Annotated in this window: 28 protein-coding genes; 15 read left to right on the top strand and 13 right to left on the bottom strand. The window is 65.8% G+C overall.

What is annotated here, in order from left to right; all coding sequences use genetic code 11:
• Positions 1-23: 23 nt before the first annotated feature.
• Complete coding sequence (locus tag M4J39_RS17795; RefSeq protein WP_251729766.1) at positions 24-710, bottom strand: DUF1345 domain-containing protein; 687 nt, start codon at positions 708-710, stop codon at positions 24-26.
• Between the two features lie 221 nt (positions 711-931).
• On the opposite strand from M4J39_RS17795, the gene M4J39_RS17800 reads away from it, so the two are divergent.
• Complete coding sequence (locus tag M4J39_RS17800) at positions 932-1,501, top strand: DoxX family protein (RefSeq protein WP_251729768.1); 570 nt, start codon at positions 932-934, stop codon at positions 1,499-1,501.
• Positions 1,502-1,585: 84 nt separating this feature from the next.
• On the opposite strand, the gene M4J39_RS17805 is transcribed toward M4J39_RS17800, so the two are convergent.
• Both M4J39_RS17805 and M4J39_RS17810 read right to left on the bottom strand, forming a co-directional pair.
• Positions 1,586-2,107 carry a TetR family transcriptional regulator gene (locus tag M4J39_RS17805; RefSeq protein WP_251729769.1) on the bottom strand — a complete coding sequence of 174 codons (522 nt, stop codon included), beginning with the start codon at positions 2,105-2,107 and terminating at the stop codon, positions 1,586-1,588.
• A gap of 55 nt (positions 2,108-2,162) precedes the next feature.
• Positions 2,163-2,507 (bottom strand): multidrug efflux SMR transporter, encoded by a 345-nt coding sequence (locus M4J39_RS17810; RefSeq protein ID WP_251729770.1) that lies wholly within the window; start codon positions 2,505-2,507, stop codon positions 2,163-2,165.
• Positions 2,508-2,720: 213 nt separating this feature from the next.
• Here M4J39_RS17810 and pgsA point away from each other — a divergent pair, with 213 nt between their 5' ends.
• From pgsA to M4J39_RS17825, 3 genes are read left to right on the top strand one after another with little or no spacing between them, the layout of a single operon-like run.
• The gene (pgsA, locus tag M4J39_RS17815; RefSeq protein ID WP_251729771.1) at positions 2,721-3,299 is read left to right on the top strand and encodes a CDP-diacylglycerol--glycerol-3-phosphate 3-phosphatidyltransferase; all 579 of its coding nucleotides are present in this window, start codon (positions 2,721-2,723) and stop codon (positions 3,297-3,299) included.
• Positions 3,300-3,303: 4 nt separating this feature from the next.
• On the top strand, positions 3,304-3,555 hold the full coding sequence (moaD, locus tag M4J39_RS17820; protein ID WP_251729948.1) for a molybdopterin converting factor subunit 1: 252 nt from the start codon (positions 3,304-3,306) through the stop codon (positions 3,553-3,555).
• Positions 3,556-3,559: 4 nt separating this feature from the next.
• Positions 3,560-4,039, top strand: coding sequence for a molybdenum cofactor biosynthesis protein MoaE (locus tag M4J39_RS17825; RefSeq protein WP_251729772.1), 480 nt, complete (start codon positions 3,560-3,562; stop codon positions 4,037-4,039).
• Here M4J39_RS17825 and M4J39_RS17830 read toward each other — a convergent pair.
• From M4J39_RS17830 to M4J39_RS17840, 3 genes are all read right to left on the bottom strand, one after another.
• On the bottom strand, positions 4,036-4,443 hold the full coding sequence (locus M4J39_RS17830) for a type II toxin-antitoxin system VapC family toxin (protein WP_251729773.1): 408 nt from the start codon (positions 4,441-4,443) through the stop codon (positions 4,036-4,038). The genes M4J39_RS17825 and M4J39_RS17830 overlap by 4 nt on opposite strands.
• A complete protein-coding gene (locus M4J39_RS17835) occupies positions 4,443-4,655 on the bottom strand; it encodes an AbrB/MazE/SpoVT family DNA-binding domain-containing protein (RefSeq protein WP_251729775.1) in 213 nt (70 codons plus the stop codon). Before M4J39_RS17835 ends, M4J39_RS17830 begins: the two co-directional genes overlap by 1 nt.
• Positions 4,656-4,768: 113 nt before the next feature.
• Positions 4,769-5,641 carry a pirin family protein gene (locus M4J39_RS17840; RefSeq protein WP_251729777.1) on the bottom strand — a complete coding sequence of 291 codons (873 nt, stop codon included), beginning with the start codon at positions 5,639-5,641 and terminating at the stop codon, positions 4,769-4,771.
• A 205-nt stretch (positions 5,642-5,846) separates the two neighbouring features.
• Between M4J39_RS17840 and M4J39_RS17845 the strand changes: the two genes are divergently transcribed.
• Positions 5,847-7,136 carry an MFS transporter gene (locus M4J39_RS17845; protein WP_251729778.1) on the top strand — a complete coding sequence of 430 codons (1,290 nt, stop codon included), beginning with the start codon at positions 5,847-5,849 and terminating at the stop codon, positions 7,134-7,136.
• Here the strand turns inward: M4J39_RS17845 and M4J39_RS17850 are convergent.
• The gene (locus M4J39_RS17850) at positions 7,126-7,746 is read right to left on the bottom strand and encodes an NAD(P)H-dependent oxidoreductase (protein WP_251729780.1); all 621 of its coding nucleotides are present in this window, start codon (positions 7,744-7,746) and stop codon (positions 7,126-7,128) included. The genes M4J39_RS17845 and M4J39_RS17850 overlap by 11 nt on opposite strands.
• Positions 7,747-7,937: 191 nt before the next feature.
• Here M4J39_RS17850 and M4J39_RS17855 point away from each other — a divergent pair, with 191 nt between their 5' ends.
• Positions 7,938-8,801, top strand: coding sequence for a DMT family transporter (locus M4J39_RS17855; RefSeq protein WP_371875480.1), 864 nt, complete (start codon positions 7,938-7,940; stop codon positions 8,799-8,801).
• 9 nt (positions 8,802-8,810) lie between these two features.
• On the opposite strand, the gene M4J39_RS17860 is transcribed toward M4J39_RS17855, so the two are convergent.
• From M4J39_RS17860 to uvrB, 4 genes are all read right to left on the bottom strand, one after another.
• On the bottom strand, positions 8,811-9,218 hold the full coding sequence (locus M4J39_RS17860) for a type II toxin-antitoxin system MqsA family antitoxin (RefSeq protein WP_251729783.1): 408 nt from the start codon (positions 9,216-9,218) through the stop codon (positions 8,811-8,813).
• Between the two features lie 17 nt (positions 9,219-9,235).
• The gene (locus M4J39_RS17865) at positions 9,236-9,547 is read right to left on the bottom strand and encodes a type II toxin-antitoxin system MqsR family toxin (protein ID WP_251729785.1); all 312 of its coding nucleotides are present in this window, start codon (positions 9,545-9,547) and stop codon (positions 9,236-9,238) included.
• A gap of 66 nt (positions 9,548-9,613) precedes the next feature.
• A complete protein-coding gene (locus M4J39_RS17870) occupies positions 9,614-10,003 on the bottom strand; it encodes a DUF4440 domain-containing protein (RefSeq protein WP_251729786.1) in 390 nt (129 codons plus the stop codon).
• Between the two features lie 44 nt (positions 10,004-10,047).
• On the bottom strand, positions 10,048-12,741 hold the full coding sequence (gene uvrB / locus M4J39_RS17875; protein WP_251729788.1) for an excinuclease ABC subunit UvrB: 2,694 nt from the start codon (positions 12,739-12,741) through the stop codon (positions 10,048-10,050).
• 160 nt (positions 12,742-12,901) lie between these two features.
• On the opposite strand from uvrB, the gene M4J39_RS17880 reads away from it, so the two are divergent.
• Positions 12,902-13,849, top strand: coding sequence for a hypothetical protein (locus tag M4J39_RS17880; protein WP_251729789.1), 948 nt, complete (start codon positions 12,902-12,904; stop codon positions 13,847-13,849).
• Positions 13,850-13,860: 11 nt separating this feature from the next.
• On the opposite strand, the gene M4J39_RS17885 is transcribed toward M4J39_RS17880, so the two are convergent.
• Positions 13,861-14,640 (bottom strand): SH3 domain-containing protein, encoded by a 780-nt coding sequence (locus M4J39_RS17885; protein WP_251729790.1) that lies wholly within the window; start codon positions 14,638-14,640, stop codon positions 13,861-13,863.
• A gap of 58 nt (positions 14,641-14,698) precedes the next feature.
• The gene (locus M4J39_RS17890) at positions 14,699-15,154 is read right to left on the bottom strand and encodes an SH3 domain-containing protein (RefSeq protein WP_251729792.1); all 456 of its coding nucleotides are present in this window, start codon (positions 15,152-15,154) and stop codon (positions 14,699-14,701) included.
• A gap of 221 nt (positions 15,155-15,375) precedes the next feature.
• On the opposite strand from M4J39_RS17890, the gene M4J39_RS17895 reads away from it, so the two are divergent.
• The 8 genes from M4J39_RS17895 to M4J39_RS17930 all read left to right on the top strand — a co-directional run bounded on the left by M4J39_RS17895 (position 15,376) and on the right by M4J39_RS17930 (position 23,774).
• Positions 15,376-16,227, top strand: a complete 852-nt coding sequence (locus M4J39_RS17895) for a 23S rRNA (adenine(2030)-N(6))-methyltransferase RlmJ (RefSeq protein WP_251729793.1) — start codon at positions 15,376-15,378, stop codon at positions 16,225-16,227.
• Between the two features lie 355 nt (positions 16,228-16,582).
• Positions 16,583-17,695, top strand: a complete 1,113-nt coding sequence (locus M4J39_RS17900; RefSeq protein ID WP_251729794.1) for an HD-GYP domain-containing protein — start codon at positions 16,583-16,585, stop codon at positions 17,693-17,695.
• Between the two features lie 54 nt (positions 17,696-17,749).
• Positions 17,750-18,574: a response regulator gene (locus tag M4J39_RS17905; RefSeq protein ID WP_251729795.1), complete on the top strand. Its 825-nt coding sequence runs from the start codon at positions 17,750-17,752 to the stop codon at positions 18,572-18,574.
• A 148-nt stretch (positions 18,575-18,722) separates the two neighbouring features.
• A complete protein-coding gene (locus M4J39_RS17910) occupies positions 18,723-20,813 on the top strand; it encodes a methyl-accepting chemotaxis protein (protein ID WP_251729796.1) in 2,091 nt (696 codons plus the stop codon).
• A 260-nt stretch (positions 20,814-21,073) separates the two neighbouring features.
• Positions 21,074-21,481 carry a VOC family protein gene (locus M4J39_RS17915; protein ID WP_251729797.1) on the top strand — a complete coding sequence of 136 codons (408 nt, stop codon included), beginning with the start codon at positions 21,074-21,076 and terminating at the stop codon, positions 21,479-21,481.
• Positions 21,482-21,579: 98 nt separating this feature from the next.
• On the top strand, positions 21,580-22,665 hold the full coding sequence (locus tag M4J39_RS17920; RefSeq protein WP_251729799.1) for a nitroreductase family protein: 1,086 nt from the start codon (positions 21,580-21,582) through the stop codon (positions 22,663-22,665).
• Positions 22,666-22,752: 87 nt separating this feature from the next.
• Positions 22,753-23,139, top strand: a complete 387-nt coding sequence (locus M4J39_RS17925; RefSeq protein ID WP_251729800.1) for a hypothetical protein — start codon at positions 22,753-22,755, stop codon at positions 23,137-23,139.
• Positions 23,136-23,774, top strand: coding sequence for a ribonuclease T (locus M4J39_RS17930; protein WP_371875476.1), 639 nt, complete (start codon positions 23,136-23,138; stop codon positions 23,772-23,774). The genes M4J39_RS17925 and M4J39_RS17930 overlap by 4 nt, the downstream gene beginning before the upstream one ends.
• The last annotated feature ends 12 nt before the right edge of the window (positions 23,775-23,786 follow it).

The following is a 23,786-nucleotide window of genomic DNA, read 5'->3' on the forward strand; positions in this document are numbered from 1 at the left end:
GTTCGGAGAGAGAGGAGCGGCACCTACAGCAGGCTGGCGCCCACGTTGATCGCCAGGGCCAGGATGGCGGTGTTGAAGAAGAAGGCCAGCACCGAGTGGGCGAGCGCCACGCGGCGGATGCGCGGCGAGGCGATGGCGACGTCGGCCGTCTGGGCGGCGACGCCGATGGTGAAGGCGAAATAGGCGAAGTCCCAGTAGCCGGGTTCCTCAATGCGGTCGGGGAAGATCAGGCCCGGCTTTTCCCTGAGATACCCCTCGCGCAGATAGTAGTCATGGGCATAGTGCAGGGCCATGATCGTGTGGACGAACAGCCAGCTCATCACGATGGTGAGGGCGGCGATTCCCGCCCGCCAGAAGCGGAAGGGATCGCCGGCGCCGGCCTGCAGGAGCTCGGCGCCGATGGCGACGAGGCTCGACAGCGTCGCCGCCATCGACAGGAGAATGATCGTCCATTCGCCCTCGTCGTGCTGGGCGGCCCGGCGCCGCAGCTCATGGACGTCGGATCGGATCATCATCGTCCAGGTGGATGCAAGATAGAGGGCGACGCCGGCGTCCCAGCCGACCAGCAGGCGGCTCTGGCCGGTGAAGACGGTTGACGAGGCGATGCCGGCGGCGATGCCGACGGCAATGCTGGTCAACAGACGCGGCCTTATCTTGAGGGCATGCAGTCCTCGGAGAACGAAGGGGCGTCGAGGCTTGGGTACGATCATGGCGCCTCGCGGTGGCGGTTGGTTGCCGCAGCTTGATCCGGCTTTCCGCCGGAAGCAATCGGTGTTCGTCTCGCACTCCTGCGACGATTGTCTCCGTTCTATGAACAGTCTGTTCTGAAAAAGATGATATTATAGCTCATATTAATTGACATGAATCACAGAGGTCGATCTGGCGTGAGTTCAGGCTGTCCACATGCCCTGAACGGCAATGGAGATTGATCATGCCTCATCCGACCGATACAGACCGCGACCGCCTCATCATCCCGGCGCTCGGGCCGTTTTACCAGAGGGTTGCCCAGCCGTTGGCCTTTGTGGCGCTTCGGATTGCCGTTGGCCTGACACTGGCTGTCGAGGGGTGGCCGAAGATTGCCGCGCCGCTGGCCCAGGTCGGCTTCGTCGAGGGCATCGGCTTTCATCCCGGTTGGGTGTGGTCGCCGGTGTTGGCTGCGTTGCAGTTCTTCGGCGGGATTTTGATCGCCATCGGATTGTTCACCCGGGCGGCGGCTCTGGCCAATGGCGTAATGCTGGCCGTCACCCTGTGGTTTCACTTTGCCCATCCTTATGGCGAGACCTTTCTGACCTCGGCCGGCATCGACGCGTTGAAGGCCGGAGGCGATCTCTTCACGCCGCCGGCGATCGCTCGTCTGGCGGACGGAGGCAAGGCCTTCTTGGAGACCGTTCAGACGAAGGCGGAGCAGGCCTCGCTGTTCTGGGCGGGCGCGACGTTTCTGTTCGCGGCGTTCGGCGGGGGCTGGCTTTCGCTCGACCAGCGGCTTCGCAAGGTGTTCTGAAGGGGGCGGGGTTGGCGGTCGTTCTCCGATCGCTGACGCTCCGATTGTCCGGGCGTAACGGGGTGGCTGGTCGCCCCCTTGCGCTCAGGCCTCTTCGACCAGCGTTTGCCGCAAGAGGAAGTCGCGAAGCTCGGCCCGTTCCTCGACATTGACGCTGGTCAGGTCGGCCAGCCATACGCCGTCCGCCGCGAGGCGGATGGCGGCAAGTGCGACCGTGCCGTCGGTGGTCCGATGTCGGTCCGATCGGCCCTGCACCCAGTTCGCCCAACGTTCGCGGAGGTGCGGGTCGGTCAGCATGGAGATGGCGATCGCCGCCCAGGCGGCGCCACCTGTCTCCGGTTCTAGATCGAAGACCGAGTCGAGATAGGCTCGTGTGAAGGCGCCTTGGGGGATCGGATCGGCGCCGATCTTTTCGTCCAGTTGGCGGTCGAGTTCTTCCAGCAGGTCGTTGAAGACCGCGTCGATCAGGGCCTGCTTGTTCGGGAAGTGATGGAGCAGGCCGCCCTTGGTGACGCCGGCCGCGTCGGCGACGGACTGCATGGTAACGGCGGCAAGCCCCTGTTCGACAGCCAGTTTTGCTGCGTGATCGAGGAGGGCACGGTGCACGAGCTCCGGCTGCTTTCTTCGCCGGTAGCCTGTTTCCGGATACTCCTTTTTCATCTCAGTGAACTGCGCTTCGCGACATGGTGTTGAGGACGATGGCCCCTAGCACAATCAGGCTCATGCCGACCATTGCCCAGAGGTCGAGGGCCTGACGGAAGACGAGAACGCCGACGGCGGCGGTCAGCACGATGCCGACACCGCTCCAGATCGCATAGGCGATGGCGAGCGGGATCACCTTCAGCGCCTGCGACAGGAAGAAGAAGGCGGCGGTGAAACAGATGGCCATGCCGATCGTGGGCAGCGCCTTGGAGAACTGCTCGCTCTTCTGAAGTAGCGAAGAGCCCGTCACTTCCGAGACGATGGCAAGCGCGAGAAAGCCGTAGGCGGCGAGCGGTGGATTCATTATTGGCTCCTGAAAGCGATTGAAAAGATACCGGATGGTCGGTTTCTTTTCAAGCGCCGGAGCGGCCGTCATTCAAGGGACGCATGCGCGTGTGATGGCTTCACGCCACGGTGATCGCCGAACTCTCGGCGGGCGCGTTTCTTCCTCGCTCCGACCCTTGCCCTCGGGATGGCATCGTGCAATGTCATTGGCGGATCAACAGATGTCGGCGCCATGAAATTCGTTTGGTCCCTGCCCAATATTCTCACCTATCTCCGCATCGTCGCCGTTCCGGCGGTGGTCGCCGCTTTCTATCTGGAAGGCGACACGGGGCGCTGGTTGGCCTTCGGCCTGTTCGCCGCCGCGTCGATCACCGACTATTTCGACGGCTATCTGGCCCGCCTGTGGAAGCAGCAATCGACGCTCGGGCGTATGCTCGACCCGATTGCCGACAAGCTTCTGGTGTCGGTCTGCCTGCTGGTGCTCACCTATCACGGCACCATCGGCGGTTTCTCGCTGTGGGCGGCGGTGATCATCCTGATGCGCGAGATCTTCGTCTCCGGCCTCAGGGAGTTTCTCGCCGACCTCAAGGTCAGCGTGCCCGTCACGCGCCTTGCCAAGTGGAAGACGACGCTGCAACTGATCGCCATCGGCATCCTGCTGCTCGGGCCGACCGGCGACAAGCTGGTGAACGGCATCACCGAGCTCGGCATCGCCATGCTGTGGACGGCGGCGCTCGTCACGCTCTACACGGGCTACGACTACTTCCGCAGCGGCGTTGTCTACCTGATGGAGGAGAGCCATGAGCCGTGAGCCGGTGCTGATCCGCTATTTCGCCTGGGTGCGCGAGCGTATCGGTCTTTCCGAGGAGCGACTGGCGCTGCCGGAGACGGTGGCGACGGCGGGCGATCTCGTCCGTTGGCTGTCGGAGCGCGGCGAGGCCTATGCCTATGCCTTCGAGGCGCCCGAGACGATCCGCGTCGCCGTCGACCAACTGCACATCGAGCAGGACGAGCCGCTTGGCAACGCCCGCGAGATCGCCTTGTTCCCGCCGATGACGGGCGGCTGACGCCATGGACGCCGCGACGCCGCGCATCACCGTCCGCGTCGGGCCCGACGATTTCGACGTCGGCGCCGAGATCGACGCCCTGCAGGCCGGAGACCCCGCCGTCGGCGCCGTCACCAGCTTCGTCGGCTATTGCCGCGACGAGGGTGGTCGTCTCTCCGCGCTGGAACTGGAGTATTATCCCGGCATGGCCGAGGCGGAGATCGGCCGCGTGGTAGGCGAGGCCGTCGCCCGCTGGCCGCTTCTCGCTGTCACCGTCATCCATCGCGGCGGCCGCATCAGGCCGGGCGAACGCATCGTGCTGGTCGTCGTGTCGTCAAGCCACCGCGAGGCGGCCTTCGCCGCCTGCGACTACATCATGGACTTCCTCAAGACCCGCGCCCCCTTCTGGAAGAAGGAGCACCCGGCCGACCGCAGCGAAGGCGGCTGGGTGGAGGCGAAGGCCCACGACGACGCGCGGGCCGAGCGTTGGGGCGAGAAGGGTTAGGATCTAGCCTCGTCAGTTTTTGCCGCAGCGGCCGTTTTCGGCACGTATCGGACGCCATCCAGGTCCTTGAAGTGCGCATCGCAAGTCAGGAGGTCAGCCTCGAATAGCTGCGCTGTCGCGTACACGATGGCGTCGGCCATTGCCAGCTTGTGTCGCAGCCCGATTTCGGCGGCTGTCAGAGCCATATCGGTGTCAAGCGGAACGACAATGCACTTCTGGCTGAAGGCGGCCACGTCTTCGGCCAGGCTCTCTCCTGCGGTGCGCAGAAGAAATTTCGCCATTTCGAGCTGCACGATGGTCGGAACCAGCCACTCATGACGGCCCGGGAGCTCGGCGGCAATGAGTTGCCCTGTCGTGGAGCCACTCATGTACTCGAGCCATGCGGATGTGTCGACGACGCGCATCAGTAACGGTCGTTGCGGTCGCGGTAATCCTCAACGTCCACGCCGGCCAGCGTACCGGCGAGGTCTTCGATCTTCGGCACGGGAACGAGAAGGACGCCGGAGCCCTTGGGGATAAATGCGAACTCTTGGCCCGGCTTCCACTTCCGGGCGTTTCGGACGGCCTTCGGGATGGAAATCTGGAACTTTGATGAGAGAGTGGCGGTTTCGGACATTGGCAGCATCCACGATCGATCGGCTATCGGTAAGACAGTATCACCGATAGCCCTGTTCCTGTAGGTGCCAAAGCCCACGACGACGCGTGGGCCGAGCGGTGGGGCGAGAAGGGTTAGGAGCCCGCCCTGATCAGCTTGGCCGGGTCGCCGAACTTGCCGTCGCGATAGTCGGCGTAGGCTTGGCGAATCTCGTCTTCGCTGTTCATGACGAAGGGGCCGTGCGCCACCAGGGGCGCGTCGATCGGCGTGGCATGGCCGAACAGCAGCACGGCGTCGTCGGCGGCGCCGACCACGAAGCTGTCGTCATCGTCGGTGAGTTCCACGAGGTGGTACTTGTCGACCGCCGTGCCCGCGACGTCGACTCGGCCGGCGACGACATAGAGGAAGACGTGCCGCCCTTTCGCGGCCTGAAGGGCCGCTTTGGCGCCGGCCTTCAGCTCCACCCAGGACATGAAGACCTCCGTCAGCGACTTGACCGGGCCGGTTGCCCCGCCGAATTCGCCGGAGACCAGGTTGAGCGTGCCTTTGCCGGCGGCGATCGACAGGGCGGGAATGTCGGCCCGCTGCACGCCGGTGTAGTGCGGATCGGTCATCTTCAGAGACGGCGGCAGATTCACCCAGAGCTGCAAGATTTCCAGCGGTCCGCCTTCGCGCTTGAAGGCGTCGGGCGACAGTTCTGCGTGGACGAGGCCCGAGCCGGCCGTCATCCATTGCACGCCACCGGCTTCAATGATGCTCTCGTGGCCGCCGGTGTCGAGATGGGAGAGGCTGCCCTCGAGAATGAAGGTCACCGTCTCGAAGCCGCGGTGGGGGTGCGGGCCGAAGGGCAGGCCGCGATTGCCGGGCGGGTAGGTCTGCGGACCGTGGTGGTTGAGGAACAGGAAGGGATCCACCTGCTCGACGTCCGGTCCCGGCAGCGGCCGGCGGGTGACGAGATCGGCGATGTCGTCGCGATGGGCAGGGTGGACGGCGAGAACGCTACGCATGAAGGACCCTTCCGGCTGGCTACGCACTTCCGCCTAATATAGGCCACATTCGGAAACGGGCAACTTGCATCGATCGGTATCTTCCAGGCGAAGCGACGCGAGCGCACCGGCGGAGAAAGGTCTCGGCAGGCGGCGCGAAGATGGCTATGAGGCATGCACGGCGCTCCACAAGGCAAACTGGCTGGCGCCGGAAGGCGGGGACGACATGAAAGACGTGATGCGGTCCGGTTCGAGAAAAATCGTCCTGAGGCTCCTGCCGCTGCTTTGTCTCGGCTATGTGGCCGCCTATCTCGACCGCATCAACGTCAGCTTCGCCGCCCTGCAGCTCAATGAGGATCTCAGCCTGTCGCCGGCCGCCTATGGCCTCGGCGCCGGATTGTTCTTTGCCGGCTACGTGCTGTTCGAGGTGCCGAGCAACCTCATCCTGCGGCGCGTCGGGGCGAAGCTGTGGATCTCCCGGATCATGATCAGCTGGGGCGTCATCTCCGCCCTGACGGCCTTCGTCCACAACGAGGCCACGTTCTATCTCTGTCGCTTTCTGCTGGGCATCGCGGAGGCGGGCTTCCTGCCGGGCGTCATCCTCTACCTCAACCAGTGGCTACTGCCGCAGGACCGGGCGCGGGCCTTGTCGGTGCTTGCGTCCTCGACGGCGGTGGCCGGGCTGGTGGGCAGCCCGTTGTCGATGTGGCTCCTCGGCATGGACGGCCTCTGGGGCTTGCGCGGCTGGCAATGGCTGTTCGTCCTCGAAGGCCTGCCGGCGGTCATCCTCGGCGCGGCCATTCTCCTGACGCTGCCGAACACGCCGATGGCGGCGAAGTGGCTGACGAGCGCCGAGAAGTCGGCTCTCCAGGCCGCGCTGGACAGGGAAGCCGGATACCTGGAGCTCCACCAGTTCAACCGGCTCGGGCCGAACCTGTTCTGGACTGTCGGCCTGCTGGGGCTCGTCTATTTCTGCATGGTGCTGGGCATGTATGGCGTCGCTTTCTGGATGCCGCAGATCCTGAAGGACATCCTCGGCGGCGCGGACCTGTCGCTGCTCGGCTGGTACAACGCCATACCGTTCCTGGCGGCGATTCTGGGCATGCTGGCGATCGGCTGGAGTTCCGACCGTCTCGGCGAGCGAAAGCTGCATGTGATCGGCGCGCTCGCCCTGGCATCCGTCGGCTGCGTTCTCGCCGGCATGGCCACCGGGCTCGTCGGGACCCTCGTCGCACTGTCGCTGGCGTTGATCGGGCTCTGGTCGGTGATCGGGCCGTTCTGGGCCTTCACCACCGCGCGCATGGGTGGCCTTGCCGCGGCGGTCGGCGTGGCGCTGATCAACTCGATCGGCAACACCGGCGGCTTCTTCGGGCCCTACGTCATGGGTTGGCTGAAGAGCGCCACCGCCGACTATCGGGCCGGGCTCTACGTGCTGGCGCTCGTCCTCGTCGTCGGCGTGGTCTCGATGGCGCTGGTGCGTGGCGACAGGGCGGCGGAGACCGCCATCAAAGCCTGAGGGGAGGCCGTTCGTCGGCCCGGCCCCATCGGTCGAGGACGTTGGCGATGCGCCGCTCAAAACGCACTACCCGCTCGGCTGGCGGCTTCTCGGCCGAGTGAAGCGACAGCATGTTGAAGCGGACGCCCCGGGCGCAGGCGCCGAGGATGGCGATGCGCAGGATGCGCCGCACCGGCTGCCACAGCACCAGCGTGTCGATCCACCAGGGCGAGCCGAGCGTGGTGATCGCCAGCACGTGTGTAAGCTTGAGGCGCGGCTTGATCGGCCCGAAATTGCTGGAATGGTCGAAGGCGATGCCCGGCGACCAGACGCGGTCGAACCAGCCCTTGAGAATGGCCGGAAATCCGTACCACCAGGTGGGAAACACCAGCACCAGCGCCTCTGCTTCGGTGAGTCGCGCCGCCTCGCCCGCTACGGCCGAGCTATCGAAGGCGTCGGCGTAATAGCTGCGACGCTCGGCCTCCGTAAGCGCGGCGCCGAAACCGTTGCCGTAGAGATCCTCCACCGTCACCTCATGGCCGGCCGCTTCGAGCCGCTCGATGGCAAAGCGGGCCAGCGAACGGCAGAGGCTGTCCGGCAGCGGGTGGGCGACGACGACAAGGCATTTCATGGACGGGACTCGGGAGGAGGAAGATGCACGAACTTGGCATGTTCACGTTGTCCCGCCTACCCGATTTCCGAACCGGCCCCGAGTCTCGCGGATATCCGACCCGTTGTTGCCGCTCATGCCGCAGGTGTGATCGCGCCACCGATTGACAGCGGCCGGAAGCTATTTATCTTGATGTCGAGATAACTGGAGTGATCATGAACCGGCCGTCCGATATCGCGCTCACCGCCCTGGCGCCGCTCATCTGGGGCAGCACCTATATCGTGACGGTGACCTTCCTGCCGGGGCTCGATCCGCTGCTGGTCTCTCTTCTCCGGGCCTTGCCGGCCGGTCTGCTGCTGTTGCTGGTCACCCGGCAACTGCCGGCGGGTGTCTGGTGGCCGCGTGTCTTCGTGCTCGGCGCGCTCAACTTTTCTCTCTTCTGGTGGATGTTGTTCATCGCCGCCTATCGGCTGCCCGGCGGCGTCGCCGCTACGGTGGGCGCGATCCAGCCGCTGGTGGTGGTGTTCCTGGCGCGGTTCTTCGTGGGCACGCCGATCATGTCCGTCTCGATCGTCGCGGCGGTGGGCGGCGCCTTGGGTGTTGGTCTGTTGATCCTGCAGCCAAGCGCGGAGCTCGACGCCATCGGCATCACGGCGGGGCTGTTGGGCGCCTTGTCGATGGCGCTCGGCACCGTGCTGACACGGCGTTGGCAGCCGCCGGTGCCGCTGCTCACCTTCACCGCCTGGCAACTGACGGCGGGCGGCATCCTGCTGTTGCCAGCGCTCATCGGAAACATGCCGGCGCTCGCCGCCTTCACGACCGACAACCTGATCGGCATCGCCTATCTCGGCCTGATCGGCGCCGGCCTCACCTACGTCGTCTGGTTCCGCGGCATCGCCCGCCTCAATCCCAACCTCGTGGCGCAGCTCGGATTCCTGAGCCCGGTCACGGCCGTGGCCCTCGGCTGGCTGTTCAAGGACGAGACCCTGTCGCTCGCGCAGTGGCTCGGCATCGCCCTGATCTTCGGCAGCATCGTGCTGGGGCAGAGGGGACTGCGGCGGGGGAGGCAGGAGTAAGGACGCCGCTTACGCGGCTTCTTGGCTCAAGACGTCCAGCAGACTGGGGTCACGATCAAGCAGACGCAGAAGGTTGCTCATCGCCTGGCTGACCAGGACATCACCGGCTTCGTACTTCTGAAAAGCGGCGGGGCCGCCTCCAAGCCGGGCCGATGCGTCGCGCTGGCTGAGCTTCAGCTTGCGGCGGATGCGCCTGACATCGGATGGCTCCAGCAGCCCGCCGGCGCGCGCCTTCAGGATCGTCATCGCCCGGTGATAGGCAGTCTGACCAGCCTTGTCGAAGATGGCGTCGTCCTCGTCTTCGCCATACCAGCCGGGCATGTCGACCGTCAGGCTGCCACCGCCGAAGGTGATTGTCAGCGGCCGGATCTCAAAAGTCAGCGGACGGCCCGTCTCGGGAGAAATCATGGTGTCCATGGCGCTATCCTCGGGTTTCATTCCTTCGCCTTGAACGACAAGAGGTGGAAGGCGGCGAGCTTGCCATCCGTGAACTTCACATAGACGACGCCGGCAGGGGACGGCACGTGATAGACATCCTGCCACTGGCGATGATCGAAGTTCGAGGTCGTAGACTTGTAGAAGTGCCGCGCCTCCATGGTGTCAATCACCCGGCGGATATCGCCCATGTCGAAGCCGAGACCTGCCGCGCCGACAAGGGCAACTCGCGTAACGAAGAAGCCTTCACCTGAGCTTGCCGCTCGTTTGAACGCGGCCAGATCGTGCGAAGGCTTCCGCTTGTCGTTCATAATCTGAATTATACCATAATGGTGTCATTGTACGCAACTTGCGAGATCTGAATGTGGCTTGCCCGTTCAGATCGGCGGGACAATCGTTCCCTGATGAAAGAGCATCTGCCAACGGCCATCGATCCGTTTCCAGATCGAGCTGCGCAGCGTGGTCCTTGCCGCCGTTCCCTCAGGGAGATTGCGGCTGCTGCGGTAGGTCACGAGCACGAGGTCGGACGATATCTCGCGAGCGACGAAATCATGCACATCCGGGACGAGAGCTGCCTCGGCCATGGACTCCTCGGCCAATGCCTTGATGATGGACGCCTTGTCGTAGACCCGACCCGAGCTGCCGAACTCGATGAACTCGTCGGCCAGCAACGCTTGCACGGCGTCCGGCGAGCGCCGAACCTCCGGTCGGTGCAGCTTCTGTTCAAGACGGCGAAAGACCTCTGCGTCCGGAGCGTTCGCTGCCATTCTCGTCCTCTCGACATGTTCCGGGTTGGCATGAGGCGGATCGCCTACTTCCCCCACCGCCCGCGCTTCTTGCCTGCCACCGTCCCCGCCGCCGTGCTCGGCGGTGGGCGCTTGGGCGGTTCGCTACCCATCGGCACCTCGGTGCGGCCGACGGTCATTTCGTCGAGGTTGTTCTTGCGAATGCGGGAGGGCGGCGTGTTGGCGGACTTGCCGTATTTCTTGCCGCCTCCGAAGCCGCCGCCGGCGGCGTCGACGTCGCTCTGGCGGGCCATGGGGTCTTCGGCAATGGTCAGCTCGGCCGCCTGAAGGCGCTTCAGTTCGTCGCGCAGGCGCGCCGCTTCCTCGAACTCCAGGTCGGCGGCGGCCTTGCGCATCCGCCCTTCCAGGTCGGCCATGTAGGCCTTGAGGTTGTGGCCGATCATCTCGCCTTCCTCGGCGAGGCCGGTATCGACGCGGACGTGATCCTGCTCGTAGACCGAGTTCAGCACGTCGCCGATCGAACGCTTGACACTTTCCGGCGTGATGCCGTTCTCGGCGTTGTAGGCCATCTGCTTTTCGCGGCGGCGGTTGGTCTCGGCGATGGCCCGCTCCATGGAGCCGGTCATGTTATCGGCGTAGAGGATGACCTTGCCGTCGACGTTACGGGCGGCGCGGCCGATGGTCTGGACCAGCGAGGTTTCCGACCGCAGGAAGCCTTCCTTGTCGGCGTCGAGAATGGCGACCAGGGCGCATTCGGGAATGTCGAGGCCCTCGCGCAGCAGGTTGATGCCGACCAGCACGTCGAAGGCGCCGAGGCGCAGGTCGCGCAGGATCTCGATGCGCTCCAGCGTGTCGATATCGGAGTGCATGTAGCGCACCTTCACGCCCTGTTCGTGCAGGTATTCGGTGAGGTCCTCGGCCATGCGCTTGGTCAGCACGGTGACCAGCGTGCGGTAGCCGGCGTTGGTGACCTGCCGTACTTCGCCGAGGAGGTCGTCGACCTGGGTGCGGGCCGGACGGATCTCCACCGGTGGGTCGATCAGGCCGGTGGGGCGGATCACCTGCTCGGCGAACACGCCGCCCGACTGGTCGAGCTCCCAGCCGCCGGGGGTGGCCGACACGCAGACGGTCTGCGGCCGCATGGCGTCCCACTCCTCGAAACGCAGCGGGCGGTTGTCCATGCAGGAGGGCAGGCGGAAGCCGTATTCGGCCAGTGTCGCCTTGCGGCGGAAGTCGCCACGATACATGGCGCCGATCTGCGGCACGGTGACATGGCTCTCGTCGATGAAGACGAGGGCGTTGTCCGGCAGGTACTCGAACAGGGTCGGCGGCGGCTCGCCGGGCGCGCGGCCCGTCAGGTAGCGCGAATAGTTCTCGATGCCGGCGCAGGCGCCGGTGGCCTCCATCATTTCCATGTCGAAGGTGCAGCGCTGTTCGAGGCGCTGCGCTTCCAGAAGACGGCCGTGGGCGTTGAGTTCGACCAGGCGGTCGCGCAGTTCCGCCTTGATCGACTTGATGGCCTGGGCCAGCGTCGGCTTGGGCGTCACATAGTGCGAGTTGGCGTAGATCTTGACGAACTTCATGTCGGCCGACTTGTGGCCGGTCAGCGGATCGAACTCGGTGATCGCCTCCACCTCGTCGCCGAACAGCGAGATGCGCCAGGCACGGTCCTCCAAGTGGGCCGGGAAGACTTCGATGGTGTCGCCACGCACCCGGAAGGTGCCGCGGGCGAAGCCGACGTCGGCGCGCTTGTATTGCAGCGCCACGAGGTCGGCCAGGAGCTGCCGCTGGTCGATGCGGTCGCCGACTTCGAGGCCGAAGGTCATGGCGGTGTAGGTCTCGACCGAGCCGATACCGTAGATGCAGGACACCGAGGCGACGATGATGACGTCGTCGCGTTCGAGCAGAGCGCGCGTCGCCGAGTGGCGCATGCGGTCGATCTGCTCGTTGATGGTCGATTCCTTCTCGATATAGGTGTCGGTGCGCGGAACGTAGGCTTCCGGCTGGTAGTAGTCGTAGTAGGAAACGAAATACTCGACGGCGTTGTCGGGGAAGAAGCTCTTGAACTCGGAATAGAGCTGGGCGGCCAGCGTCTTGTTCGGCGCGAGGATCAGGGCCGGGCGGTTGGTGGCGGCGATGATGTTGGCCACCGTGAAGGTCTTGCCCGAGCCGGTGACGCCCAGAAGCACCTGCGTCTTGTCGTTCTGCTCGATGCCGGCCAAGAGGTCGGCGATGGCGGTCGGCTGGTCGCCTTTCGGCTCGTAGGCTGATGACAGCTTGAAGGTGATGCCGCCTTCCGACTTGGGCGGCCGCTCCGGCCGGTGCGGCACCCAGGGCTGGCCGTCGCGGAAGATGTCGCGGCCCTTCTGGATCATCTCTTCCAGCGCCTTGACCGTGGCGGTGACGCCGCCGAGCGGCAGCGCCTGGGCCTCCTCCATCGACACGGACATGCCGGAAACGGGGTTGAGGCCGCCGGCGGCGCGCACCTTGGGATCGGTCGAGCCGCCCAGCGAACCGCCGCGCGACGACTTGCGCGAGGTCAGCTCCGCCTTGGCCTTGCGCTTGCCGGGCTTGACGACCGTTTCCTCGACCACGCGAGATTCGAAAGGCTGAGGCTTGGGAGGCTCGTCGGAGACGTCCTTCAGCCAGTCCGAGAAGGACCCCTTCATCGGCGTTCCCTCGAACGGCGCCTGCGGCATCTCGGAAAATCCGGGCGCCGGATCGTTATCGGGGGCGGAGGCGGGCTTGCGGGGTGCCATGAGCAGACTCGTCGGTTCCTGAGCGAACGAAGAGCTTATCACATTGACTGCGGTCAGAGCATGGCAGCAGGGCGACAGCTGTTGGCGATTGGGCGGCGATTTTCAATCGGGATGAAGTGTGGTTTATGGCGCTAGCGTTGAGACGGGGGAGAGTTCGACCGTGAAGAAGTTCGTCATCGACCAGGGCAGCGGGCGCCTGGGCAACCAGATGATGCAGCTGATGGTGGCCAAGCGCCTGACCGAGGATTTGCCCAATTTCGAGGTCTTCGGCTACCACATGCCGGAGTGGCGCCTGTCGAAGCCGGTCATCGTCGGCCAGCCCTACGTGCCGTTGCTGGTTCGGGGCGGCGCCGTTTCACCCGATCACGTGTATCGTCTCTGTCGGTCGGGGCTGGCAACCTCCGTGATGATGCGGTCGATTACGGTCGACTATCGGCGCTTCCTGTCGCGCGAGGACGCCAATGCGTTGTTCCGGCCTCTCCCAGAGGAAGACGCACCGGGTTTCGACGACGCGCATATCGTCATCAACATCCGCGGCGAGGATATCCTGTTCGGCAAGTCCGCCGACTACGGGCCGATCCCGCTCACCTATTATCGATCGATCATCGAGGAGACGGGCAAGACACCGGTCTTCATGGGCCAGCTGTTCGACGATTACTACAGCAACATGATCCGGGCGGAGTTCCCCGACGCGATCTACGTCCCGCACACGACGCCGATCCGCGATTTCCAGATCATTCGCAATTCGCAGAACATCGTCGTCAGTCTCAGCACGTTTTCCTGGCTGGCGGCGTGGATGTCCGACGCCAAGCGGATCTACATGCCGCTGATCGGCGGCTGGAACCCCGAACAACGACCGGACGGCAACCTGACGCCGGCCGACGATCCCCGTTTCGTCTACGATCTCTTCCCGATCCGCAAATGGAAGGCGACGCCTGAGCAGATCGCCGGGCTGACGACCGAGAGCGATTTCCGCCGGGTGACGGTCGCCGAAATCGACGCGCTGCGAGATCGCGCCTCGGGCAAACTCCTGCCGAAGCGGCTGCGCAAGACGACGCAGCTCTATCTCTACCTGCTGATGCACCTCGCCGGCCGCGCCTTCGACTGAGGCGCGGGCCGTCAATCGTTGCGGCAGACGCCGTTCACCCACTTGCAGGGCGCGCCGGGCTTGCCGACGGCGCTGCCGTATTTCGGCTTGGCATCGGTCGGCGACGGCGTGGTCGGTGCTGCCGGCTGGGCGGAGCTGGCGGACGACTGACCGGTCGTACCGGCTTGGGGCGTTGCCGACGGCTGGGTGACCGTCGCGGGAGGTGAGGTCGGCTGGGTCGCCGGAGGCGTGCTGGCGACGACCGGTGGTCGCGCGCTTGCCGGTGGCGCGGTCTGGGCGCGCGGCTGCTCGGGGTAGATGCCGACGTCCGGCTGGGGAAGGGCCGGCATCGGCGGGCCGACCACCACCGGCGGCCGGTAGACGTAGCCCGGCGGCGGTTCGATGTAGACCTCGCCCTGGTAGACGTCCGGCGGTCCCCACTCGGGCTCGCGGTAGACGGGTGGCGGGTTGGCATAGACCGGCGGCTCGCGATAGATCGGCGGCGGCGTCAGCACCGGCGGCCGCAGGATGCGTCGTTCGGGCGACCAGTTGCGGACGGTGCCGAGGTAGCGCGAGGCGATCCAGCCTCTTGTCCGCCCGTAGCCGACGTCGCACCAGTTGTCGTCGTTGAGGCAGCCGTAGATCTCGACCGGCGTCCCGGGTGGCAGCACCATGATGGCATAGTACTGCGCGCCCGGCCCGGTGCGGAGGTTGACGGCGGCCAGCACTTCGGCCGGCGCGGCCAGCGCGCCGGTCGTCGAGGAGATCAGGCAGGCCAGGCAGAGCGTCGCGGCCAGACGTCGCATCCTCATCGTGTTCCATCCTCGATCATGGCGTGGCTCTTTGCGAGCCACGATCGCCTATCCGGGTTCAGCGGTCCCAGTCTCGGTGATCCCGATCCCTGTCGCGGTGGTCGCGATCGCGGTTCCAGTCGGGGCCGGGGCGACCCGGACGCGGACGATCTTGATACCACGGCCGCTTGGCATAGTGGTTGTCCCAGTAGCCGAAATTGAAGGTCAGGAACGGCACCGAGGCATAGGGGCGCGGACGATAGACCGGGCCGCGGTAGAAGGTGGAGAGATAGCGCGACGACACCCATCCGCGCTCGCGACCGTAGGAAACGTCGCACCAGGTGTAGCCCTGCAGGCAGCCGTAAAGGTTGACCGGCGCGCCGGCCGGCAGCACGAGGATCGGGTAATACTGCGTTCCCGGACCGGCCCGGAGGTTGACGTTGGCCGTGACGCGGGCGGGTGCCGCCGTGGCCACCGCCGGAGCCGCTATGGTCGCGGCGGCGAGCACGGCAATCGACAGAAGGGGTTTCAACATGGCTCTTGCTCCTGGGTCGATCCGGGCGACCGGATATTCAATGGTCAACCTTATCTCACCCTTGCCTTGAGCGTGGGCTGAACTGGTCATTCATGAACCGTTCATGTCCGATTCAAGGCTCGATCCGAAATCTGGAGGGCAGATGCGGCGGCAGTGCGGCTGGCGGCGACAATGGCGAATTTCCTTGCCGGCGACCGGGCCCCTGGTCTAGCTCTCGCGCCATGAACTACCGCCACGCCTTTCATGCCGGGAACTTCGCCGACGTGCTGAAGCACGCCGTGCTCGCCCGCATCCTCGCCTATCTCGGCCGCAAGGACGCCGGCTATCGCGTCATCGACAGCCACGCCGGCATCGGTCTCTACGACCTCGCCGCCGACGAGGCGCTCAGGACGGGCGAATGGGAGGGCGGCGTCGGCCGCATCCGGGCGGCGCGCCTGTCGCCGGCGCTTGGCGATTGGCTTGCCCCCTGGCAATCGGCCCTTCGCGCCGTCAACGGCGGCGACGATCTACTCGTCTATCCCGGTTCGCCGGCCATCGCCACGGCGCTCGGCCGGCTGCAGGATCGCTACCATTTCAACGAGTTGCACCCGCAGGACGCGGCGACGCTTGCCGCGCTCTTTGCCGGCGACCGGCGGGTGCGCGTCGGCTCGGAGGACGGCTACGTCACCGTCCGCGCCCAGTTGCCGCCGCGCGAGCGGCGCGGCGTCGTGGTCATCGATCCGCCCTTCGAGGAACCCGGCGAGTTCGACCGCCTGCTCCGCGCCGTTCATGACGCCCGCAAGCGCTTCGCCACCGGCTGCCTGCTGATCTGGTATCCGATCAAGGACATTGCCGCCGTCGACGCCTTCCTGAAAGGGGCGGCCGAGGCCGGCTATCCGCGCCTCGTCGCCATCGAACAATGGGTGCGCGAGCCGGGCGGCGACGGGCCGCTCTCCGGCGCCGGCGTGCTCTGCGCCAACCCGCCCTTCACGCTGGCGGACGAAACCGAGGCCATCCTGCCGGAACTGACCCGCCTTCTTGCCCTCGACGATGGCGCGGGCGGCCGCGTTCTGAGACTAGCCGAAGACGGCTGATCGGCCAGGACACTCGGCTCTCTCCCGGATTTCCGCCGAGACGCGGTAATAGTTTCTCAATGTGCAAGGATTACAAGCCGTAAGGCAACGGGGAAAGCCGCGTCCGCCGAAGCGAATTCCATTCGCGTGTCGGACGGCGTGGCCTGGTTGGCGTTCCGCCTTGGCGGCGCACCTCCATCTGGCAGGAACAGCCGGGCCGCCGGGACTTCCGGGGCCAAGCGGTTCAACTGAAGGCCGCGGACAGCGGCCACGATCCAGAACGCTTTGCTGCCTTCGCCACGCCCGCTTCGTCCGACGCGCGGCCGGGAGGCTTGGCGAGCCAGGCGCGACACAAACACTACCGGGAAGCGGTCAGATGGGACGATCTCGTGTTGGCATCCAGCTCATGGGCGAGCCCCAGGCGGAGGTCGACGTGTATCTCGCGGGCTTGCTGTCGCACGGTTTCGAGGCGCGCCGAATGTCCCCCGGTGAGCGCGAGATTGCCAGGGCCGGCAAGCAGGACATTCTGGTGTTCGCCGGCAGGTACCGGCCGGATCACCATGTCCCCGCCCGCCTTTCGGATCTCGTCGGACCCTTGAAGGCGCGGACGATCCTGTTCCTCAGCGATATGGATCCGCGCAGTTTCGTCGCCTTCGAGCAGGCGGGCTTTTCCTTCATCAACGTCACCACCGACCTGAGCGCGAAGAGCCTTGTCGCATTGATTGCCCAGGTCGATCCGCACGCGGTCTACCAGGCGTCCAAGGCGGCGGCCTTGCGGTCGTCGGTATCGAACGGCATCGCCGACGCGGTCGTCGACCTGTTCGGTCGCCTCAGGGCCAACCCCGTGGCGCCGGCCCTCGAAGAGTCGGCGCGCCAGCGCCGGGCGATGAACGAACTGATCGGCAAGTCGCCGATGTCGGTGTGGATCGATCTGATCCAGAACTATCACGACGGCACGGCGCAGCACTGCGCGCTCGTCTCCGGATACACGCTCGCCTTCGCGCGGGCGCTCGGCGCCGGCGAACGGCAGACGGGGCGCCTGTTCGACGCCGCCTTCTTCCACGACGTGGGCAAGGCGATGATCCCGCTGGAGATCCTCGACAAGCCGGGTGCGCTCGACGCGGCCGAATGGGAGATCATGAAGCGGCATGTCGTTCACGGTTACGACATTCTCTCCCGTGATGCGGATACGAACGGCGAAATCGCCCGCGTCGCCCGCGATCACCACGAGTATCTCGACGGCTCCGGCTACCCGCTGGGCATCCGCGCCGGAGAGATCGACGACATTACCCGCATCATCACCATCTGCGACATCTTCGCGGCGCTGACCGAAAGGCGAGCCTACAAGCCGCCCAAACCGGCCGAGGAAGCCTACTCGATCCTCCTGTCGATGGCTGGCGCGAAGCTCGATCCGGATCTGGTGCGCGTGTTCGAGAGAGTGGCCGCCGAATGCGACGGCGGCCGTCGGCCCGTCCTGTCGGCTGCCTGACGGGGGCGAGGCGCAAGACGTGGCAAGGTTGTTCGGTTCGACCGAGGAAAGAAGATGCTGAACCTCAGGGCACTCATTGTGGACGACTCCGCGATCGTCCGAACGCAGTTGCGGAACGAGATCCGGGAAATCGTGCCGGATTGCCACGTCTTCGAGGTCGAAAGCGTTCTCGAAGCCGGGCGGTTCCTGCTGCGCGGCGTGCCCGACGTGCTGTTCCTCGATCTCAACATGCCCCATATCAACGGCATCGAGCTGCTGAAGAAGTTCGATTCCGTGCTCGGTGGGCGGCGGCCTCCTATCGTGGTCTCCATCTCCACCGACATGCGGCAGGCCACGCTGGAAGCACTGAAGGCGCGCGGCGCCTATGCGCTGCTGCCCAAGCCCTTCGACAAGTCGAAAGTGGCGATGATGCTGCTGCGCGTCGTCAAGATGGTCCAGTCGCGCCGCGTGCTGATCGTCGACGACAGCGCCACCGTGCGCTCGGTGGTCAAGCGCATCATCAAGCACAGCCGGTTCAAGCTCGACGTCGAGGAAGCGGCCAACGGCGCCGACGCCATCCGTCAGTTTCGGAGCGGTGGTTTCGATCTCGCCTTCATCGACGTGGAGATGCCGGGCATCGACGGCCTCGAGGCGGCGGGCGAAATTCTGTATTCGTCCGGCGATGCGCATGTCGTGCTGATGTCCGGCAAGGCTGACGAGGCGATCCGTCGCGCGGCGGCCCACATCGGCGTGGACTTCTTCCTCAAGAAACCCTTCTACGCCAGGGATGTCGATGAAGTGCTGCACAATCTCTACAGCGTGGCCGAAACGGAGTTCGTCACGACGCGGGAGCCGGACGTGTTCGAGGAACCGGAAACCAACATCGTCTATCTGCCGTGATCGGCGCCGGGGAATGTCCGACGTCGAGCCGTCGGCTTCGCGCAAGCTACCCTGGGTAAAGATGACGCGGTAATATTTATCAAGGATAGATTAAACATTCTTAAGTAAATTTTTATTAGCCTGGAGAGAATTCGCAGCAGGAGCCGAAATGAACCGCCTGACCGTCAGCCTCACTCTGAGAATAACCATCGCCGTGCTCGTGGCCGGCATTCTGGTCCAGTTGGGGATCGGCGCCTGGACGTCTTGGCAGAGCGCCCGGACGGCGGCTCGCATCGAAACGGTTTCTCGCGCCACGACGCAGATGTTCCAGGCCCTGCCGAACCTCAGGATCGATCGAAGCAGCACCGTCAGAGCCATCAAGGCCGAAGAAGGGCTGGAGGGTTTCGTCAAGCAGTTGAGCGATGCCCGGAATGCCGAGATGCCGGCCATCGAGGCGGCCATCGCGACGCTCCAGGGCGCCGACCTTCCCGACGGCGGGAAGCTCGCCGGGTCGCTTCGCGGCGCGTTCGACACGCTCAAGGCGCTTCAGGCCAAGACCGACGACGCTTTCAAGCAGGACAAGGCCAGCCGCCAGGCATCGCTTGCCGACGATTACACCAAGGCCGCGACGGCGATGATCGACCAGCTGTCTTCGGCGTCTTCCAGGATCGCCGAGGAAGTCCGCTTGGCCGACGGGCTGATCGACCGGCTGCTCGACATCAAGGCGCTCGCCTGGGTGATGCGCAACACCGCCGGCGACGCCTCCTCCATCACCGCCAACGCCCTGGGTCCGATCGGCGTTCCCGAAAACGGCCTGGAAACCTACTTCACGCACATGGCGTCCGCCCAGGTGGCGTTCGCGACCATCAAGGACATGTCGTCGGGCGTCGACCTGCCGCCGGCCTTTGCCGACGCGGTCGCCGCCGCCGATCGGGAGTATTTCAGCTCGGGCGCCATCGAGCGGCAGACCAAGCTGCTCAAGACGGTCATCGCCGGCGAGACGGCCGACACCGACACGCTGGGCTGGAGCACCTATAACGCGCCTCGGCTGATGTCGCTGCTCAACGTCGCCAATGTCGCGCTCTCCATCGCCGAAACCAAGGCCATCGAGGTCAACAGGCAGGCGACGCTGTCGCTGTGGACGAAACTCGGCCTGTTCGTCGGTGCGCTGGCGCTGGCCATCGGCGTCGCCATTCTGGTGCAGCGGCGCATCATCCGGCCGCTCGACGTCATCGGCGACCGCATGATGGCGCTGTCGAGGGGCGAGTTCTCGATCGAAGCGCCCTACACGGAGCGCAACGACGAGATCGGCGCGCTCGGCAAGACCATGGCGGTGTTCCGCGACAGTATGCAGGAGACCGAGCGGCTGCGCGCCGAGCGGGCCGATCAGGAGCGCCTCGAACAGGAGCGCCGCGCGGCGGACATGAACGCGCTGGCGCTGCGCTTCGATGAGGCGGTGGGCGATATCGTGACCATGGTGGCCTCCGCTTCCACCGAGCTTCAGTTGTCGGCCAAGTCGCTGACCTCGCTGGCCGACTCGACGCAGAACCAGTCGGCCTCGGTGGCCGCCGCCGCCGAGCAGGCGTCGGCCAACGTCGCCTCGGTGGCGTCGGCGACCGAGGAGCTGTCGTCGTCGGTGTCGGAAATCGCCCGGCAGGTGGAAAAGTCGTCGGAGATCGCCTCCAAGGCGGTGAGCGAGGCCGAACACACCAACGACAAGGTCAAGGGGCTGGCCGCGGCGGCCGAGAAGATCGGCGCGGTGGTCGAACTCATCAACAATATCGCCGGCCAGACCAACCTTCTGGCGCTCAACGCCACCATCGAGGCGGCGCGCGCCGGCGAGGCCGGCAAGGGCTTCGCCGTGGTCGCCGCCGAAGTCAAGCAGCTCGCCGACCAGACCGCCAAGGCCACGGCCGAGATCGGCGCTCAGATCGGCGCCATCCAGGCGGCGACGACCGAGGCGGCGGAGGCCATTCGCGACATCGGCGCCACCATCGAAACCATGAACGACATCTCCAAGTCGATCACCGGCGCGGTGGACGGGCAGAACGCCGCCACGGTGGAGATCGCCCGCAACGTTCAGGAAGCCTCGATCGGAACGGGCACGGTGTCGGAGAACATCACGTCCGTCACCATGGCCGCCAGCGAGTCGAGCAGCGCCGCGACCCAGGTGCTGGCCTCGGCGTCCGAGCTCAGCAAGAATGCCGAGCGGCTGCGGCACGAGCTCACGACTTTCCTCGGCTCGATCCGCGCCGCGTGAGGCGTTGGGGCGCCCATTCCGGCGCGACGCGGCACTGAACCGAACCCGTGTTCCCGGCGGACATCGTCTGCCGGGAAGGCGCGAGGGGCGGGCAGCATGGTCCAGAAACATTTTCCTGTGTCGCGGAAGTATCTCAGTCCTTTGAATCTACGTAGTTTCTTTGAACGCAGCGGCATCCGCTCCGCTCGAGATCGCGCTATGATCCCCCGCCGAACCGAAAGCGCGACGCGCCGAACCGGGTGTCGGCGGAGATCCTTCCAATGGCTGACGATCAGAAGCCCTTCCGAGTCGTGTCGAGCATCACCTTCGGCGTGGCCGACCTCCCTCGTGCCCGCGCCTTCTACGACGCCCTTGGCTTCGTGGCCGACCCGGCATCGAACGACGAGTACGTGATCTACGCGCTCGAAAATCTGAAGCTTTCGCTCTTTCCAAGGACGCTGTTGGCCAAGGACGCCGCAGTCGCCAACGACGGTCATGGCTTCGACGGCATCACCTTCGCTCACGGCTACCCGTCCGAAGCCGCCGTCGACGCGGCGATGGCCCACGCGCTCGCGGCCGGCGCAGTTCTGCGCCGACCGGCGCAGACGGTGTTCTGGGGCGGCTATTCGGGCTACATCGCCGACCCGGACGGTCACCTCTGGGAGCTGGTGTACGACCCATTCCGTTAGCAACGTGCCTCGGCTTTGGCGAAAACGCGTCGCGGAATGGTTGTTTTTCCTGCCGTCGTCATCCAATAGGCCTATGTTCAGCCTCGCGGAGTTGAGCGATGAACAGACGATCCGTTCTTCTTGGGCTTGGTGGGCTCGCGGTGCTGGCCGGCGCTGGCGGGGCAGGGCTTTACGCGACGACCGGTTCGGCCGCCGCCTATGCGCGCTATGCCGGTGGCTTGCGCGCGCTCGTCGCGCGGCCCGGCGTCACCGATCTCGTCCGTCTGGCGACGCTCGCCGCCAACGGCCACAACACGCAACCATGGCGCTTCCACGTCACCGACGCGGAGATCGGAATCCGACCCGACCCGTCGCGCGCCACGCCGGTGGTCGATCCGGACGACCACCACCTGTTCGTCAGCCTCGGCTGTGCGGCGGAGAATCTGGTCATTGCCGGCGCGGCAACCGGCATGCCCGGCGTGCTGGAGACCGCCCCGGATGGCAGCTCGCGCTACGCGTACGCGCGGGGTGCGCCGCAGCCCGACCCGCTGCTGGCGGCCATCGCCGAGCGCCAGTCGACACGCGGCGTCTATGACGGACGCGCCATTGCCGCCGGGGAGATGGAGGCCTTGCGCCGTGCCGGAGAGATGGAGGGCGTGCGCCTCGTCCTCATCGACGACCGGGCGCGGATCGATCAGGTCCGGGACCTCGTGGTCGCCGGCAACGACGCGCAGATGCGGGATCCGGCCTTCCTGGCCGAACTCAAGCAGTGGCTGCGCTTCAGCCCGCGCAGTGCCATGGCGACGGGCGATGGGCTCTATGCGCCGGCAAGCGGCAACCCGGCCCTGCCGGATTTTCTTGACCGACGTGCGTTCGACCTGTTCGTCACGGCCGCCGCCGAGAACGACAAGTATGCAAGGCAGATCGATTCCTCGGCTGGGATTGCCATCTTCCTGGGCGATCGGGCCGACCCTCTCCATTGGGTCAAGGTTGGCCAAGCCTGCCAGCGTTTCGCCCTGACGGCGACGTTGCTCGGGCTCAGGCACGCGTTCGTCAACCAGCCGGTCGAGGTGGTGCGTCTGCGCCCCGAACTCGCATCGCTGGCCGGAGAACCCGGTCTGCGCCCCGACATCGTCATGCGCTTCGGTCATGGGGCGAGCATGCCGCTTTCGCCGCGTCGCCCGGTCGCCACGGTGATGGCGTGACGGGTGAGCCCGCAACCGTGCCCGCGATTCCAACCTCGCGGGAAATGAGCTAGTGTTCCGAACAGGCTTTCCCTCCGAGGATCGATCATGCGCCTTGCCTTTGCCTTGCTCGCGCTTACAAGCTCCACCGTGATGGCCGCCGCCGGGGAACTTCCCGGCTGCGACGACGCCTCGGTTCTCTCCACCCTGTCGAGCCGGCAGGCTTGGGCCGAGGCTCATACCTGGAAGGACGGCGTCACCATCGCCGTGCTCGACCGGGTGGGTGAGCGGCGTCTGGTGACCGAAGGCTTCAGCGCCATCGACCGACGCTATTGCGCCGCCCGTGCCGCGCTCACCTCGGCGCGCCCGACGACGCTCTACTACGTGGTGTCGGCGGGCGAGGGCTTTGCCGGCTATGGCTGGAACGTCGAGTTCTGCCTGTCCGGCCACGATCCCTACAGGGTCTACGGTGCCGACTGCCAGGTCCTGAAGTGATCGTCCGTCTGGTTCGGCTGCTGATCCTGCTGGCCGCGTGGCCGGTTGCCGCGCTGGCCGGCGACGCGCCGGGGCGGTTCGATTTCTACGTTCTGTCGCTCACCTGGTCGCCGAGCTACTGCGAGGCCGAGGGTGGCGCGCGGAATGACGCCCAATGCGAGACCGGCCGCCGTTACGGTTTCCTGGTGCACGGCCTGTGGCCGCAATACGAGCGCGGCTATCCCGAGGATTGCCCGACGCGCCTTACGCCGGATGCGGCGGAGATCCGCGCCGTTGCTGACCTGATGCCGGCGCCCGGCCTCGTTCGTCACGAATGGCGCAAGCACGGATCCTGTTCCGGCCTTTCGCCCGCCGACTATCTCAAGACGGTCCGGGCGGCGCGCGAGGCGGTCCGCATTCCGGCCGCCTTTCGGCGGCTCGATAACTATGTCATGGTCTCCCCCGCCGAGGTGGAGGCGGCTTTCGTCGCCGCCAATCCCGGGCTCCGGCCCGGCGGCGTCGCCGTCACCTGCGACGGGCGTCGTCTCAGGGAGGTGCGTGTCTGCCTGACGCGCGGCCTTGGCTTTCGCGCCTGCGAGGAGGTCGACAGGCGGGCCTGCCGCGCCAGCCGGGTGGTTCTGCCGCCGGTAAGGTGAGGCGATCGGGGG

Origin of the sequence: Pleomorphomonas sp. NRK KF1 (assembly GCF_023721755.1) — a bacterium.
Classification (GTDB): domain Bacteria; phylum Pseudomonadota; class Alphaproteobacteria; order Rhizobiales; family Pleomorphomonadaceae; genus Pleomorphomonas.

Bases quoted from the DNA above. Each gene is read 5' to 3' on its own strand.
- M4J39_RS17795 (WP_251729766.1), bottom strand. From the start codon at position 710: ATGATCGTACCCAAGCCTCGACGCCCCTTCGTTCTCCGAGGACTGCAT.
- M4J39_RS17800 (WP_251729768.1), top strand. From the start codon at position 932: ATGCCTCATCCGACCGATACAGACCGCGACCGCCTCATCATCCCGGCG.
- M4J39_RS17810 (WP_251729770.1), bottom strand. From the start codon at position 2,507: ATGAATCCACCGCTCGCCGCCTACGGCTTTCTCGCGCTTGCCATCGTC.
- pgsA (WP_251729771.1), top strand. From the start codon at position 2,721: ATGAAATTCGTTTGGTCCCTGCCCAATATTCTCACCTATCTCCGCATC.
- M4J39_RS17825 (WP_251729772.1), top strand. From the start codon at position 3,560: ATGGACGCCGCGACGCCGCGCATCACCGTCCGCGTCGGGCCCGACGAT.
- M4J39_RS17830 (WP_251729773.1), bottom strand. From the start codon at position 4,443: ATGCGCGTCGTCGACACATCCGCATGGCTCGAGTACATGAGTGGCTCC.
- M4J39_RS17835 (WP_251729775.1), bottom strand. From the start codon at position 4,655: ATGTCCGAAACCGCCACTCTCTCATCAAAGTTCCAGATTTCCATCCCG.
- M4J39_RS17840 (WP_251729777.1), bottom strand. From the start codon at position 5,641: ATGCGTAGCGTTCTCGCCGTCCACCCTGCCCATCGCGACGACATCGCC.
- M4J39_RS17845 (WP_251729778.1), top strand. From the start codon at position 5,847: ATGAAAGACGTGATGCGGTCCGGTTCGAGAAAAATCGTCCTGAGGCTC.
- M4J39_RS17850 (WP_251729780.1), bottom strand. From the start codon at position 7,746: ATGAAATGCCTTGTCGTCGTCGCCCACCCGCTGCCGGACAGCCTCTGC.
- M4J39_RS17860 (WP_251729783.1), bottom strand. From the start codon at position 9,218: ATGGACACCATGATTTCTCCCGAGACGGGCCGTCCGCTGACTTTTGAG.
- M4J39_RS17865 (WP_251729785.1), bottom strand. From the start codon at position 9,547: ATGAACGACAAGCGGAAGCCTTCGCACGATCTGGCCGCGTTCAAACGA.
- M4J39_RS17870 (WP_251729786.1), bottom strand. From the start codon at position 10,003: ATGGCAGCGAACGCTCCGGACGCAGAGGTCTTTCGCCGTCTTGAACAG.
- uvrB (WP_251729788.1), bottom strand. From the start codon at position 12,741: ATGGCACCCCGCAAGCCCGCCTCCGCCCCCGATAACGATCCGGCGCCC.
- M4J39_RS17885 (WP_251729790.1), bottom strand. From the start codon at position 14,640: ATGAGGATGCGACGTCTGGCCGCGACGCTCTGCCTGGCCTGCCTGATC.
- M4J39_RS17890 (WP_251729792.1), bottom strand. From the start codon at position 15,154: ATGTTGAAACCCCTTCTGTCGATTGCCGTGCTCGCCGCCGCGACCATA.
- M4J39_RS17895 (WP_251729793.1), top strand. From the start codon at position 15,376: ATGAACTACCGCCACGCCTTTCATGCCGGGAACTTCGCCGACGTGCTG.
- M4J39_RS17900 (WP_251729794.1), top strand. From the start codon at position 16,583: ATGGGACGATCTCGTGTTGGCATCCAGCTCATGGGCGAGCCCCAGGCG.
- M4J39_RS17905 (WP_251729795.1), top strand. From the start codon at position 17,750: ATGCTGAACCTCAGGGCACTCATTGTGGACGACTCCGCGATCGTCCGA.
- M4J39_RS17910 (WP_251729796.1), top strand. From the start codon at position 18,723: ATGAACCGCCTGACCGTCAGCCTCACTCTGAGAATAACCATCGCCGTG.
- M4J39_RS17915 (WP_251729797.1), top strand. From the start codon at position 21,074: ATGGCTGACGATCAGAAGCCCTTCCGAGTCGTGTCGAGCATCACCTTC.
- M4J39_RS17920 (WP_251729799.1), top strand. From the start codon at position 21,580: ATGAACAGACGATCCGTTCTTCTTGGGCTTGGTGGGCTCGCGGTGCTG.
- M4J39_RS17925 (WP_251729800.1), top strand. From the start codon at position 22,753: ATGCGCCTTGCCTTTGCCTTGCTCGCGCTTACAAGCTCCACCGTGATG.